The organism is Myxococcus sp. CA023, assembly GCF_010998615.1.
GTDB lineage: Bacteria > Myxococcota > Myxococcia > Myxococcales > Myxococcaceae > Myxococcus.
The window spans coordinates 16817-31033 of the sequence record NZ_JAAEAH010000023.1 but is presented as its reverse complement, the minus strand read 5'-3'; the positions used below and the strand labels follow the sequence as shown (position 1 = coordinate 31033).

Annotated in this window: 9 protein-coding genes; 6 read left to right on the top strand and 3 right to left on the bottom strand. The window is 70.9% G+C overall.

The window, feature by feature from the left end; all coding sequences use genetic code 11:
* Positions 1-47: 47 nt before the first annotated feature.
* On the bottom strand, positions 48-572 hold the full coding sequence (locus tag F8M74_RS12345; protein ID WP_163884406.1) for a GNAT family N-acetyltransferase: 525 nt from the start codon (positions 570-572) through the stop codon (positions 48-50).
* Between the two features lie 481 nt (positions 573-1053).
* Here F8M74_RS12345 and F8M74_RS12340 point away from each other — a divergent pair, with 481 nt between their 5' ends.
* Positions 1054-1263 (top strand): hypothetical protein, encoded by a 210-nt coding sequence (locus F8M74_RS12340; protein ID WP_141341480.1) that lies wholly within the window; start codon positions 1054-1056, stop codon positions 1261-1263.
* A 444-nt stretch (positions 1264-1707) separates the two neighbouring features.
* The gene (locus tag F8M74_RS12335) at positions 1708-2385 is read left to right on the top strand and encodes a hypothetical protein (protein ID WP_141254330.1); all 678 of its coding nucleotides are present in this window, start codon (positions 1708-1710) and stop codon (positions 2383-2385) included.
* Between the two features lie 56 nt (positions 2386-2441).
* Here the strand turns inward: F8M74_RS12335 and F8M74_RS12330 are convergent, their stop codons facing one another.
* Positions 2442-3842 (bottom strand): DUF3943 domain-containing protein, encoded by a 1401-nt coding sequence (locus F8M74_RS12330; RefSeq protein ID WP_141254331.1) that lies wholly within the window; start codon positions 3840-3842, stop codon positions 2442-2444.
* A 173-nt stretch (positions 3843-4015) separates the two neighbouring features.
* Between F8M74_RS12330 and F8M74_RS12325 the strand changes: the two genes are divergently transcribed.
* The 3 genes from F8M74_RS12325 (at position 4016) to F8M74_RS12315 (ending at position 7615) form a co-directional block, all read left to right on the top strand.
* Positions 4016-5338, top strand: coding sequence for a S1C family serine protease (locus F8M74_RS12325; protein WP_141254332.1), 1323 nt, complete (start codon positions 4016-4018; stop codon positions 5336-5338).
* A complete protein-coding gene (locus F8M74_RS12320; RefSeq protein ID WP_141254333.1) occupies positions 5326-6294 on the top strand; it encodes an FHA domain-containing protein in 969 nt (322 codons plus the stop codon). The genes F8M74_RS12325 and F8M74_RS12320 overlap by 13 nt, the downstream gene beginning before the upstream one ends.
* Before the next feature lie 70 nt (positions 6295-6364).
* Complete coding sequence (locus F8M74_RS12315) at positions 6365-7615, top strand: DUF4130 domain-containing protein (protein WP_141254334.1); 1251 nt, start codon at positions 6365-6367, stop codon at positions 7613-7615.
* 22 nt (positions 7616-7637) lie between these two features.
* On the opposite strand, the gene F8M74_RS12310 is transcribed toward F8M74_RS12315, so the two are convergent.
* Complete coding sequence (locus tag F8M74_RS12310) at positions 7638-8618, bottom strand: aldo/keto reductase (RefSeq protein ID WP_141254335.1); 981 nt, start codon at positions 8616-8618, stop codon at positions 7638-7640.
* Between the two features lie 256 nt (positions 8619-8874).
* Here F8M74_RS12310 and F8M74_RS12305 point away from each other — a divergent pair, with 256 nt between their 5' ends.
* Complete coding sequence (locus F8M74_RS12305) at positions 8875-14211, top strand: non-ribosomal peptide synthetase (RefSeq protein WP_141254336.1); 5337 nt, start codon at positions 8875-8877, stop codon at positions 14209-14211.
* The last annotated feature ends 6 nt before the right edge of the window (positions 14212-14217 follow it).

The window sequence follows — 14217 nt, the reverse complement described above, 5'->3', positions numbered from 1 at the left end:
TCGCCCTCGGCGGTGAACTGCTCGGGCTGGGGTCGAGGGGCAGGGCGTTACGGCGGTGCGGGCACGTAGAGCCGGCTGGGCGTGCCCTCGTAGTCGATGACGCGCTCGAACCGCATTCCGCTGCGCTCCGCGACGCGGAGGGAGGCCCCGTTCTCCGGGTGGATGATGGCGACCAGGGGCACGTCGGGCAGGTGACGCTGGACCAGCGCCAGGGCCGTGCGGGCCATCTCCGTCGCGTACCCGGTGCCCCAGGTCCGGGGGGTGAAGCGATAGGCGAGGTTCAGGACCGGGCGTCCTTCGAGCACCTTGTGGCGCACGCCACCGAAGCCCACGACGTCACCAGGGGCTTCGCGCCGCTCCACCGCCCAGTAGCCCACGCCGTGTCGGGACCAGTCGTCCAGCCACAGTGTCAGCCGCCGACGCGCCTCCTCCTGTGAGCGCATGGGACCGGAGACGCTGAACCGGTTCGCCTCTGGATCCGCATGCAGGGCGAACACGGCGTCCAAATCGCTGTCGCGCACGGCGCGAAGCAGCAGGCGGTCCGTGGTCGTGCACTGAAAAGGCTGGAGCATGGCTGGCAAGGTGCGTTGTGGTTAACCGGCCGCGAGCGTCGGTGGCGCCGCGATGGCCGGGCGGCCCGCGAACAGGGCGCCGAGAATCGCTGCTGCATCCAGGGCGTGGATACCTCTCTTCATTCCGATGCGCCAGCGCGATGCGGGTTCCCACGATGGATGCCTTGGCGCGGCCGCCACTAGCGTCCCGGCGATGCATACCCACTTCGAAGGACTCTGGCGCTGCGGTGTCGTGTTGGCTGTCGTAGCTCTGGCTGCGTGCAATGTGGGGGAACCGGGTGAGGATGAAATCCGGCTCGGAGAGACGGAGCAGGACCTGACCTGCACGGTGACCCGTCAATGCCCGGGAGCCGCCCCAGTGTCCTGTGGTGCCACCGACGGCCTGTGTCTCTCGGGGGACAGCAACGGAGGTTGGGTGTTTTGTGGTCAGGGCTACACCTATTGTGCCGCACCCTGTATTTGCGGCGGTGAGAGGTACGTCGTGACCCGAGGTGTCAATCATCCGCTCCGCTGCCACCGTGCCATGGAGACCGCTCGGGAGCAGGCCTATGCGGCGGCCTCGGCCGCATGCCCCGCGGGATACTGCAACGCAGTGGAGCAGGAGTTGCGCTGCGAGCAGACGCCGTATGGCGACCACCACGCGCTCTTTCAGCTGACGTACTCTTGCAAGGACCCGGTGACCTGCCAGTAGCGGCGGTGCCAGCACCTCAAGGCATGACGGGGCCGCGAATGCGGCCCCCGCCGGTGTCGTAGCGGCCATCCGGCACGTTCACCGCGTGCCCCTGGCGTTTGATCGCGGCACCGGCGGCGCCGCCGGTCGACGCACCGAGTCCACCACACGCGCCCGCGGGTTCTCCGGGCTGGCCAAAGCCTCCGCCTTCCCCTCCCGGCAGCCCGTCGCGATTGCACGAGCGGGGACGGCCTCCGCTTCCGCCATTGCCTCCCGAGCTCGAAATGCGAATCGCACGAATGTCCTTGTGAGCGAGCGCTTTCGGACAGCCCGATTCATCACTCCGGGCCAGCCTCCATCGTCAGCCCAGCCCCGCAGTGCACACACGCCGTGCGTTGAGGTCGCGAGGTCACCCGGCTTCCGGGAGGGCGGGCGCGGGCGTGGGTGGGCGACTATGATGCCCCGGTGCACGCCATCTTCCTGGCCGTCGGACTGCTGACGCTGCCGGGCGCGCTCGGAACGGAGCTGCGCCGGGATGGCTATTCGTTTCGCCCACCGGAAGGCTTCTACATGGTGCGGTGGGAGCAGTACGCCGGCTCGCGCGTGGGCGCGGTGGCGTTGGACCCGGACGCGCCGCGCGCCTTGTCGGCGGCCCTCACCGACGGTGAGGGCCCGGACGCAGCCACGCTGCTCGTGTCCGTGGTGGGGCGCGGCTTCAGCGCGAGCCCCTCCGACCGGGAAGAGTTCGCGTCCGCGGTGATGCAGCACTACCAGCGCGAGCTGGGGCTCCCGCTTGCCGCGGAACGCGTGGAGCGCCTGGGCGGGGTGACACCGCGTGTGGAGGTGCTGGGGACGCTGCGCGAGGCGGGGCAGGTCCGCACGGTGCTCGTCGCGGGCCTGGCCTCGGAGGGCGAGCACGCCGTGGTGATGGTCAGCGCGCCCGCGGTGCGGTGGCAGGCGCTGGAGCCGCAAGTGCGCGCCTCGCTGGAGACCTTCCGCCACGAACCGCCGAGCGCGGGTGGTCCCGTCCCACGCCGGGTGCTGGGCGCGCTGGCGGGAACCCTGGCCGGAGCGCTGGTCGTCTCGTACACGGCGTGGCGCCGGCGGCGGCTGCGCCACGCGGCGGGCAACCTCACGTCGTAGCCGTGCGCGACCGAAGCAGCCCTACGTGGGCTCTGGCATGTGCCCCGCGTGGACGGTCAGTGCACGGAGAGGAACACCCGGGCCTGCGGGATTCCGCGTGAGACGGTATCGAAGTCGCGGAAGAAGCTGTTTCGCTCGAAGAAGGTGAAGCTGGCGCCCAGGCCCAGGTTGGCGAACAACGGCACGTCCAGCAGCAAGGTGCCCTCATGCACCAGGTGGTTGCCGTCCGCGCCGTTGAGCGTGTGCAGCCACGTGGTGCCCGCGTGCAGCTTGAGGTACTCCCAGGGCCAGCGCCCATAGGACGCCTCGAGGTGGAAGCCCAGGCCCGGGCCGTAGTCGTAGTCGCGGCCCACCTTGTCCGCGTACTCGGAGGTGATGCCCGCGAGCACCACGCCTCGCAGATGAAGCGCCAGGCGCAGCTCACGGCCCTCCTGCGTCAGGTACCGGTACACGAGCCCCGCGCCGATCGACTGACCGCCCAGCTCGTAGGCCTGCGTGTCGTTGTAGTCGAAGTGCTGGAAGGCGCCGAGCAGCACGCGCTCGTTCCCTCCGTTCTCCAGCGGGAGCATCGCCAGCGCGCCCTTCACCTCGGCGCGGCTGATGAGTCGGTTTTCGCCGGTGGTGAACTGCACGCCCATGTTGAAGGCGTCGAAGGGCGCATCCACCGGGAAGCGCAGGGCATCGCCGTAGCGCAGGTCCAGCTCCGCGAAGAACTGGTTCAGCGTCGTGCCCGCGTCGATGTTCAGGTAGCCGGTGCGCGTCAGCACGGCGAACACGGGTGGCTGCCAGTCCTCCGGGGTGGGCGCGTTGCGCCAGGCATCTCCGCGCACCACGCGGTTGAAGCCACGGACGGGATTGAGCAACCCGGCGCTCACCTCGCGGGCGACGCGCCGGGTTCCCGTGGCGCGCTGGTCCAGCAGCATGGAGGACAGCCGGTAGATGACCTCTCCATGGGCCCACCCACCCATCGTGGTGTTGATGAGGTCGTTGAAGGAGGGCAGATGGTTCTCGGCGAACAACTCCCACTGGAGGCTGCCCACCAGGGTGAAGCCCATGGCGCCCCAGTAGTTGAAGCCGTGGTCCCGGGCGGCGTTGAAGTACATGCTGCCGTGGTAGGGGTGCGCGAACTGATTGGTACTGAAATCGTCCGTGTCCCAGACGAACCCCGTTTCGAGGTTCGTTCGCCATGCGTCCAGGCCGACCCGGGCGAAGTCCTTGTTCATGATGTATCGGTTGAAGCCCCACACCGTGAGGTTGATGGCCGTCACTTCACCCAGGGCCCACCAGAACTGGCGGGGCCGGGGAGGTGGGGCGGCGTCCTCCTCGTCCCCGGCGCGTGGCGCATCCGCGGGCAGCTCCGCCGCCTGGGCGAGCGAGGGCAGCAGGGACAACAGCAGCGCCACCTTCCGCCATCGCGCCGCGGGTCCGCGCCGGCCGCACCACTGGCTGTGACGCATGCCGGCTCCCCCACCCGAAGGGCGAAGATGGGGACCCCGCGCGCGGTGCGACCATGGACCGGCGGCGCAGGCCTGCGTCGATGGGTGGACGGACCGCCCGGTCGCCTGCCTGGCGCGGGACATGAGGCTGCACGTCCGTCGGCGGGCGCGGTGGAGTAGGGTGCGCCGCATCCATGTTCGCTTTCATCCTCGCAGCGGTGCTCACGCAGTCGCCGGTGGCTCCGGCGGAGCCGAGCCCGCCTCCCGCACCTGGCACCCCCAAAGCAGCGCCCGCCGTGCCCTTGAGCACGCTGCCACCCGCCACGCACGAGCTGTTCCAGCGCATCGAGGGACAGGTCGCGCAGGTGCGCATCATCGAGCGGCGCTCTGGAACGCGCTCGTCCATCGGCTCGGCCTTCTTCGTGTCGGCCGCCGGGCACGCGGTGACGAACTACCACGTGATTTCCGACGTGGTCATCCACCCGGAGGACTACACGGCGGAGCTGGTCCTGAAGGGCGGCGCAGAGCCCGTGCCGGTGCGCCTGGTGGACGTGGACGTGGTGCACGACCTGGCCATCATCCAGACGGCCACCCCGGTGCAGAGCTTCTTCGACCTGGACGACCGCGAGCCGCCGCAGGGCGCGCGCCTGTTCGCCATGGGCAATCCGCGCGACCTGGGCACCACCATCGTGGAGGGGACGTACAACGGCTTCATCCACGACGCGCTCTATGAGCGGCTGCACTTCAGCGGGGCCATCAATCCGGGCATGAGCGGCGGCCCCACGCTCACGGGCGAGGGCCTCGTGGTGGGCGTCAACGTGGCGACCATGGGCAACCAGGTGGGCTTCCTGGTGCCGGTGAAACACGCGCGCGCGCTGCTGGTCCGCGCGCTGGAAGCCAAGGACTCCGGCGCGCAGGCGCTGCTGGCCACCGTGCGCGCGCAGCTCCTGGACAACCAGCAGCGCGTCACCGAAAGGCTGCTGGGCGCGCCCGTGCCGCAGCAGACGCTGGGCAGCTACCGCGTGCCGGGGCGCTGGGGCACGTTCCTCAAGTGCTGGGGGGACACGCCGCATGACCCCGAGGTGCCGTACACGGTGACGAACTACCAGTGCTCGTCGGAGGAGGACATCTTCGTGTCCTCGCGCCACCGGACGGGCGTGGTGGCCTTCCTTCATCAACACGCCACCAGCCAGAAGCTGGGGGCGCTGCGCTTCTCCGCGCTCTACAGCGCGCTCTTCTCACAGGACCCGGACGCGGTGGAGGCCACGCGGCAGGATGTCACCAACTACCGCTGCCAGTCGGAGTTCGTGGACGTGGCGGGCCTGCCCGTCCGTGCCGCGCTGTGCATGCGTGCCTACCGGAAGTTCCCCGGCCTTTATGACCTGGTGCTGCGCGCGGCCACGCTCAATGCCAGCACCAGCGGCGTGGACACGTCGCTCACGCTGGCTGGCTTCACCGCGGACAATGGCCGCAAGCTGGCGCGCCGCTACCTGGAGGGGCTGTCGTGGACGAAGTGATCTTCCTGGAGGTGTTGGAAGGGGACTCCGTCCAGGCCCGTCATCGCCTGGAGCGCTTCCCCGTCAACGTCGGCCGGGGTTACGGCAACGACGTCATCCTGGATGACCCGAAGGTCTCCGCCGAGCACCTGCGCATCGAACGCCGCGAGGACGGCACGCTGGTGCTGCGCGACGTGGGCAGCCAGAACGGCACCTACCGCGTGGAGCCCTGGGCGCAGCTGGCCGAGCTGGAGCTGGTCACGGATACCCGCGTGTCAGTGGGGGACACGGTGCTGCGCTTCCGCGCGCGCGGTCACCCGGTGGAAAAGACTGTCGTGGCGGCGGCGCCCACCGCGCCGAGGCCGCGCGTGTTCGAGCAGCCCCGCTACTTCTCCCTGGCCCTGCAGGCCCTCCTGGGCGCCAGCCTGCTGGAAGGCTACCTGGCCAACTACGGGCGCACGGACTGGGGGGAGCTGACGGTGGCGCTGGTGGTGCCGCTGGGCATCACCTTCCTGTGGGCGGGGGGCTGGTCGGTGGCGAGCCGCATCGCCCGGCGCCAGTTCCACTACCGCACGCATGCCACCGTGGCCGCGCTGGTGCTGCTGGGCTCCGTCGTCATCCAGCCGCTGCTCACGTTGGTAGGCTTCAGCTTGGGGGTGAGTGGCAACCTGGCCTGGGCCCACCACGTCGCCTTCCTGTCGCTGATGGCCTGGGGGCTCTACTGGCACCTGCGCTACGTGACGCGCTGGGAGCCGGGGCGGCTCATACGGGTCATCGCCGTCGTCACGCTGTCGTTTGGCGCGCTGTCGCGGGCGGATGAATGGCTGGGCAACGAGTCCTTCAGCACGGAGCTGGGCTTCCGCCGGTCGCTCCTGCCGCCGGCCTTCCGGCTGGTGGGCACCGAGCCCATGGATGACTTCTTCTCCGACGCCGTGAAGGTCCAGGAACAGGTGGACGCGCTGGCGCGCGACCCGTGAGCCGCCAGGGGCCGGAAGGACGTCACGGGCGGGACGGCGGATGTCAGACCGGGCAGGTAGGAATGCCCGGATGGACGTCCATCAGGAGTTGAGGCCTGTCATCGGTGCCCGGTGGTCGCAGGTCCGGGGCGCGCAGGGGGAACGGCTCGCGGCCAGACACCGGGACGGTGGGCTGACGCGGGTCTTCGTGGCGCCGGACCTGGCGTCCTTCCGGGTGGTGGCGCGGGGGCTGCTGGCGCGGGGCGAACCTCCAGAGCGGGTGCACTTCGAGGAAACGCGTGGCCGCCAGGGCATGTGGCTGGAGGCCGCGCGTTGGGAGGCCTGGGGGCGCGCCGCGTCCGGGGTGCCTCGGGACTTCGTGGGGCTGGCGCAGAAGGTGGTGTGCCACCGCGAGCCGGCGCGCTGGGCGCTGCTGTACCGCGTGCTGTGGCGGCTGACCCATGGAGAGCCGTCGCTGCTGGAGTGTCACGACGACGCGGACGTGCGGCGACTGCGGTGGCTGGAGCAGGCGGTGCGGCGGGACACGCAGGCGCTGATGGCGGCCTTGCGCTTCCGCCGGGTGTGGCGGGACGGGCGCGAACACCATGTCGCGTGGTACCGGCCCGAACACCTCATCGTCCGGGACGTGGCGCCGTTCCTCGTGCGCCGCTTCCCGGCCTTCTCCTGGAGCCTGTTCACGCCAGACGCCTGGGCGCATTGGGACCGGGAGCGGTTGACCTTCGAGGAAGGCGGGGCGCTGCCGGAGTGGGCACGCGCCCGGGTAGGGCTGGCGGCGTCCCATTCGCCCCCACGGGCGGACGCGGAGCGCGCGTCCTTGCTGCTGGTGGGGGCTTCACCCGTGGACATCGCGGAGCCGCCTTTCGCGGGTTCCGCGGGAGCGCTCCTGGAGGTCGTGTTGGGCCGCGCGGGGCTCACGCGTTCCAGTCGCCGGGTGGTGCGGCCGTGCGGGGACGGATGCCGCTCGCGGCACGGGGTGCTCCCTCCGACAGCGCGGGGGGAAGGGCGCACCTGCCGTCATGGGCTGGAGGGCGTGGTGGCGGAGGTCCGCCCTCGGATGATCATCGCGCTGGGGCCCGTGGCGGCGCAGGCCTTCTTGGGGGTGGGGTTTCGCATGCACCTGAGCCGGGGGCAGCTGTTGGACACGCGGTGGGCGGAGGGCTGGATGGCCACGTTTGACCCCGAAGCAGTGCTTCGGCTTCCAGAAGGCCGGGCGCGGGCGGAGGCGCGCATCCACTTCGAAGCGGATCTCCGGTCGGCGGCGGCGTGGCTGCGGCAGCGGCTCACGGGTGAAGCGCGGGCCCGGCGCGTGGAGGGTCCATGACGCCGCGGGCCCGGGTGCATGCTCAGAGTCCACGCACGGCGTGAGGCTGGTAGGGGGCCTCCAAGGCCTTCACTTCGTCGGAGGTCAGCTTGAGGTCCACCGCGCGCACCGCATCCTCCAGGTGCTCCAGCTTCGTGGCGCCGATGATGGGCGCCGTCACCGCGGGGCGCGAGAGGAGCCAGGCCAGGGCCGTCTGCGCGGGAGGCACGTTGCGCTTCTCCGCGACGCTCCGGTTCGCTTCCGCCACGTCCCAGTCACTGGCCTGGTCATAGAGCATGGGTGACAGCGTGTCCGACTTCGCCCGCGTGGTGGCGTCCCGGTCCTTCAGCGACTTGCGAGAGCCCGCGAGCAGGCCGCGGGCCAGCGGCGACCAGGGGATGACACCAATGCCCTCGGCTTCGCACAGGGGCAGCATCTCCCGCTCCTCCTCGCGGTAGACGAGGTTGTAGTGGCCCTGCATGGACACGAAGCGCGTCCAGCCGCGCAGGTCCGCGACCCCCAGCGCCCGCGCGAACTGCCACGCATACGCGGAGGACGCGCCCAGGTAGCGCACCTTGCCCTGGCGCACGAGCTGGTCCAGGGCGGCCAGCGTCTCCTCCAGCGGCGTGTTCGGGTCCATCCGGTGAATCTGATAGAGGTCGATGGCCTCCACGCCCAGCCGCTTCAGGCTGGCCTCGCAGCCCTGGACGATGTGCTTGCGCGACAGGCCCCGCATGTTCTGCCCGTCCCCCATGGGGAAGTAGACCTTGGTGGCCAGCACCACCTCGTCCATGCGCGCGTAACGGCGAAGGGCACGACCCGTGATTTCCTCGCTCGCGCCCAGTGAATACATGTCCGCGGTGTCGAAGAAGTTGATGCCCAGCTCCACCGCCCGGCGGAAGAACGGCTGCGCGGCTTCTTCATCCAGCACCCAGGGGCGCCACTTGGGCGTGCCGTAGCTCATGCAGCCCAGGCCGAGACGAGACACACGAAGACCCGTGCGTCCGAGGTTGGTGTATTTCATTCCGTTGGTTCCTCATTCATTCAGCGTGGATGGCGGCGCGCCTCGTTGTGTCACCAGGCGTGTCATGGCTCATACCGTGGAAGACGGGGTCGCGCGCGTACCAGGCCTTTTCTGGTTACTTGGAATCCGGTAGATAGAACCGGATTCCAAGGGGCGCTGTTCGGAGCGATGCGGAGCGTGCCCCTCGTGCTTCCAGCAGGGGATGTGACGCGGCGTTCCGGGCGGTGCCTCCAGGCAGTGCTTCGGGACTCTCGACATGCACCTTCCGACCCGCGCCGACCCCGCCTCCGAATTCGTCTGCCCAGAGGATGTCACCCTCGTGGATATGTGTCGGGCTCGCGCCGGCGCGCAGCCAGACGACTGGATTTATACGTTTCTCGACGAGGCGGGGGAGCATGCCCTCTCCTACGCGGAGTTGGACGCGAGCGCTCGCGCGGTGGCGGCGCTGCTACAACGACACCTGGCGCCCGGTGAGCGCGCGTTGCTGCTGTACCCGCCGGGCCGCGACTACACGTTGGGCTTCCTGGCGTGTCTCTACGCGGGTGTGGTGGCGGTGCCCGCATATCCACCGGACCCGATGCGGCTGGGCCGCACCTTGCCCAGGCTCCAGGCGCTGGTGGCGGACTGTGGCGCCCGGGTGGCGCTGACGACTTCCGGCATCGCGGACATGGTGGAGCCCCTCACGGAGGGGGCGCCCGATTTGCGGGCGTTGCGCTGGCTGGCCACGGACTCCGTGTCCCCGCACGAAGCGGAGGCCTGGCGCGCGCCAGTCCTGCGGGGCGACTCGGTGGCGTTCCTGCAATACACGTCGGGCTCGACGGGGACGCCACGAGGCGTGGTGCTGCGGCACCGTCATCTGCTGCACAACTCGTGGTTGATTGCCCGGGGCTTCGACACCCGCCCCCAGCCGGTGGCCGCCCTCTGGCTGCCGCCGTATCACGACATGGGGCTGATTGGAGGGCTCATCCAGGCGCTGTACCGCGACATCCCGTCGGTGCTGCTGCCCCCCATGACCTTCCTCCAGCGCCCGCTGCGGTGGCTGGAGGCGATGTCGCGTTTCGGTGCGACGGTCTGCGGCGCGCCCAACTTCGCGTTCGACTTGTGCGTGCGCAAGACCACGCCCGAACAGCGCGCGGCGCTGGACCTGAGCCGGCTGGAGGTGGCGTTCAGCGGCGCGGAGCCCGTACGCGCGGACACGTTGGATCGGTTCGTGGAGGCGTTCGCCCCGGCGGGCTTCCGGCGCGAGGCCTTCTATCCCTGCTACGGGCTGGCGGAGGGGACGCTGGTCGTCTCGGGAGGGACGCGCTCGGCGGTGCCGGTGGTGCGGCGGTTCTCTCGTGACGGCCTGCTGCGCGGCGAGGCGCGGGCCCCCGAGGTGGACGCTCCAGCGACAGCGCTGGTGGGATGCGGGCAGGCGCTGGGCGGCCAGGACGTGCGGGTGGTGGACCCGGAAACCGGCCGTCCATGTGCGCCGGGCCGCGTGGGCGAGCTCTGGGTGCGCGGTCCGAGCGTGGCGGCTGGGTACTGGCAGCGCCCCGACGAAACGGAGCGCACGTTCCATGGCCGGCTGGCGGGCTCGGGGGAGGGCCCGTACCTGCGTACCGGAGACCTGGCGGTCATCGACGGCGGCGAGGTCTTCATCACCGGCCGCTTGAAAGACGTGCTGGTGCTGCGCGGCCTCAACTACTACCCGCAGGACCTGGAGCACGCCGCGGATCGCTGCCATCCCGGCGTGCGTCCCGGGTGCGGTGCCGCGTTCGCGGTGGACGCCGGCGACGAAGAGCGGCTGGTCATCGTGCAGGAGGTCGCCGCGAAGGTCGCCACGCCGGAAGCGGCGGCCGAGGTCGTCGCGAGCATCCGCGCGGCGCTGGGCGAAGCGCATGGCCTGGCCGTCCATGCCGTGGTGCTCATCGCCGCCGGGACATTGCCGAAGACGTCGAGCGGCAAGGTGCAGCGGCGCGCCACGCGTGAGGCTTTCCTGGCGGGGACGCTGGACGAAGTGCACGGATGGAAGGAGGACGCCGCGGCGGCGTCCCTGGTCATCGGGCCTGACGCGACACTCGAAGCGGCGGACGTGCTCGCGGTGCTCCGGTCCCGGCTGGCGTCACTGCTTGGCGCGAATGGACCGGCGCTGAGCGTGGATGTGCCCCTGATGCACCAAGGGCTCGACTCACTGAGAGCGTTGGAGGTGTTGCACGCCGTGGACGAGGCATGGGGCGTGTCTCCACCCATCACGGCGGTGCTCCAGGGGCAGAGCCTCCGCGAGCTGGCGCGGTGGGTCGAGCGGGCCCGGACCGAGGGCGCCGAGGCGCGACCCGAGGCTCCGGCCGTCATGCCCGGCGACTCCGCGGCCTTCGTTTCCGATGGCCAGCAGGCATTGTGGTTCCTCCAGCGCATGGCTCCGGGCAGCAAGGCCTACCACGTGTCCCAAGCGGTGCGCTTCGTCACGCCAGTGGACGCCGGAGCGCTTGCTCGCGCGTTCTCCGCGCTCGTTGTCCGTCACCCCGCGTTGTCGTCCGCGTTCCCCGAGGTGCAGGGGGCGCCAGCGAGGAGAACCTGTGTCGCGCCGCCGGAGCTGGCGCGGGTGGAGGCGTCCACCTGGACGGATGAAGCGCTGCGTGAGCGGCTCGAGGCGGATGCGCGGGAGGCCTTCGACCTGGAGCGGGGCCCGCTGGTGCGCGCCCGGCTCTACACCGGTGCGCCACGCGGGGACGTGTTGTTGCTCGCCATGCACCACCTGGTCACGGACTTCTGGTCATTGGAGGTGATCGCGGGGGAACTGGGCGCGCTCTACACAGCGGAGGTCCGAGGCACGCCGTCCGGTCTGTCGCCGCCGCCGCCACCCGTGGCTCCCATCCTCCTGTCGTTGGCGCGGCGGTCCACGGGAGCGCAGGGCGAAGCGCTCCTGGCCTGGTGGCGTGAGCGCCTGGGGGGCGAGCTGCCCGTGTTGGAGCTGCCCACGTCGTTCCCTCGACCCAGGCTCCAGTCGTTCCGAGGGGCGCAGGTGGCCTTCCGTCTGCCTCGCGAGACGTCCACGCGGCTCAAGGCCCTGGCGCGGACGCACGGCGCCACGCCGTTCATGGTGCTGCTGGCCGGCTACCTGGCGTTCCTGCGGCGCTACTCGGGGCAGGAAGACCTCATCGTCGGTACGCCGACCACGGGCCGACCGCGAGCGGACCTGTCGCGACAGGTGGGCTACTTCATCAACCCCGTGGCCCTGCGCGCCCGGGTGCCGCGCACGCTGTCCTTCTCTGGTCTGGTGGCGCGGGTTCGAACCACCGTGCTGGAGGCCCTGGAGCACCAGGAACTGCCCTTCACGCGGCTCGTCGAGCAGCTTCAGCCGCGGCGTGACCCGTCGCGCGCGCCCATCTTCCAGACGATGTTCGCCCTGCAGTCCCCCCGTCCCGAGAACGAGCTCCTGGGCGCGTTCGCCGTCGGGGCTTCGGGCGCGAGCGCCCGGCTGGGCGATGACCTGACAGTCGAGTCCGTCCCCCTGAGCCATCCCGGCGCCGCCTTCGATCTCGCGCTGATGGTGGCGGAGCTGGAAGGGGCCTTCGTGGCGAGACTGGAGTACTGCGCCGACCTCTTCGACGCCACGACCGCCGAGCAGATGGCGCGCCACCTGGGGGCGCTGCTGGATGCCGCCGTGGCGCAGCCGGAGGTGCCGCTGGGCGACCTGCCCCTGTTCGCTCCCGATGAGCGCCGCACCCTGCTGGCGCTGGGGCGGAGGACACAGGAAACGCGGGGCGCGCTCGTGCCCGGCATCGTTCACCGAATCGAGGACTGGGCCGCGAAGACGCCGGAGGCGCCTGCGCTCGTCGCGGGAGCGTCGAGCTGGTCCTATCGTGAGTTGGCGGCATGGGTGGCCCGGCTCGCCGCGCGCCTGCGACGCCATGGTGTCGGGCCGGAGGTCCGCGTCGGCACGCTGCTGGAGCGCGGCAGCCCCGAGCAGGTCGTCGCCTTCCTCGCGATCTTGAAGGCCGGGGGCACGGTGGTTCCCCAGGAGCCTTCGTATCCCCCGGCGCGCGTGGCGTGGACGCTGGCGGACTGCGGCGCGCGCGTGCTGCTGGCCCAGGAGCGCTACGCGCAGCGCCTGGCGTTGCCCGAGGGGGTGACGCTGCTGCCATGGGAGGCGCACGGCGAAGGCGACGACATGCCGGACATGTCCCTGTGGGAGGCCGGCGATCCACCTCCGGACTGCGTGGCCTACATCACCTATACGTCCGGGAGCACGGGCAAGCCCAAGGGCGTGATGGTGCCGTACCGCGGCACCGCACACCTGTGCGAGTCGATGGTGTCGGACCTGCCTGTCGGGCCCGGCTCGAGGGTGTTGCAGTTCGCTTCGCCCGCGTTCGACATGTCGGCGTGGGACTACTTCCTGGCGCTGGCCTCGGGAGGCGCGCTGCACCTGTCGCCCGGTGGTCCCCCCGCGGGTGACGCGCTGTACCGGATGTTGCGCGAGCAGCGCATCACCTCGGTGACGTTGCCTCCCCCTGTCGCAGCGCTCCTTCCGGATGGGCCGTTGCCGGACCTGTCGATGTTCATGGTGGCCGCGGAGGCGTGTCCGGCGAGCCTCGTGGCCCGTTTCGCCGAGGGCCGCGCCTTCTACAACGGCTATGGCCCGACCGAGGTGACGGTGGGCGCGACCTGGGGCGTCATCGCTCCGGATGAAGTGGGGCCGCCCAACATCGGGCGTTCCATGCCCCATGTGGACACCTATGTGCTCGACGAGGCGCTCCAGCCAGTTCCGGTGGGAGTCGCGGGCGAGCTGTACGTCGGCGGGCCGTCGGTGGCCCGTGGCTATCTGGACCGGCCGGACCTCACGGCCGAGCGCTTCATCCCCGACCCCCACGGCGGCGAGCCTGGGGCCCGGCTCTACCGCACGGGCGACATGGCCCGCCGCCGCGCGGATGGAAGGCTGGACTTCCAGGGGCGCGCGGACGCGCAGCTGAAGATTCGTGGCTTCCGCATCGAGCCGGGCGAGGTGGAGACGGCGCTGCGCGAGCTGACCGGCATGCGCCAGGCCCATGTCACCGCGTGGCGTCCTTCCGTGGACGGCGAGCCGCGGCTGGTCGCGTACGTCGTGCCACCGCCGGGAGACATCCTGCCACCGGGAGAGCTCCGGGCGCGGCTGCGCGAGCAGCTCCCCGAGCACATGATTCCGGTCGACATCGTCCCGGTGGCGGAGCTCCCGCTGCTGGCCACGGGCAAGGTGGACGTGCGGGCGCTGCCGCGGCCGTCGCTCGCCGTGTCACCAGCGGGCAAGCCTCGCACGCCCCTGGAAGAGACAGTGGCGCGCGCCTGGGCTGAGGCCCTGGGGCTGCCCGCCGTGGACGTGCATGCCCACTTCTTCGACGACCTGGGCGGCAGCTCGCTGTCCGCGGTGCGCGCGTGCTCGCGGCTGGGCGAGGCGCTGGGCCAGGACGTCCCCATCACCCACTTCTTCGAACATCCCACCATCCACGAACTCGCCCGCAGGCTGCAGGCCGAGGCACGCCCCGAGCCCACCTCTGACGTGAAGCACCAGTCGCGCGCGGAGGCCCGCCGGCAGGCGCTCCAGCGGCGCGGAAGGACCCCCCGGGGCCAGGACTGAGCACGA

Excerpts from the sequence above, each read along its gene's own strand:
- F8M74_RS12305 (WP_141254336.1), top strand. The coding sequence starts at position 8,875 with ATGCACCTTCCGACCCGCGCCGACCCCGCCTCCGAATTCGTCTGCCCA.
- F8M74_RS12315 (WP_141254334.1), top strand. The coding sequence starts at position 6,365 with ATGGACGTCCATCAGGAGTTGAGGCCTGTCATCGGTGCCCGGTGGTCG.
- F8M74_RS12345 (WP_163884406.1), bottom strand. The coding sequence starts at position 572 with ATGCTCCAGCCTTTTCAGTGCACGACCACGGACCGCCTGCTGCTTCGC.
- F8M74_RS12310 (WP_141254335.1), bottom strand. The coding sequence starts at position 8,618 with ATGAAATACACCAACCTCGGACGCACGGGTCTTCGTGTGTCTCGTCTC.
- F8M74_RS12330 (WP_141254331.1), bottom strand. The coding sequence starts at position 3,842 with ATGCGTCACAGCCAGTGGTGCGGCCGGCGCGGACCCGCGGCGCGATGG.
- F8M74_RS12325 (WP_141254332.1), top strand. The coding sequence starts at position 4,016 with ATGTTCGCTTTCATCCTCGCAGCGGTGCTCACGCAGTCGCCGGTGGCT.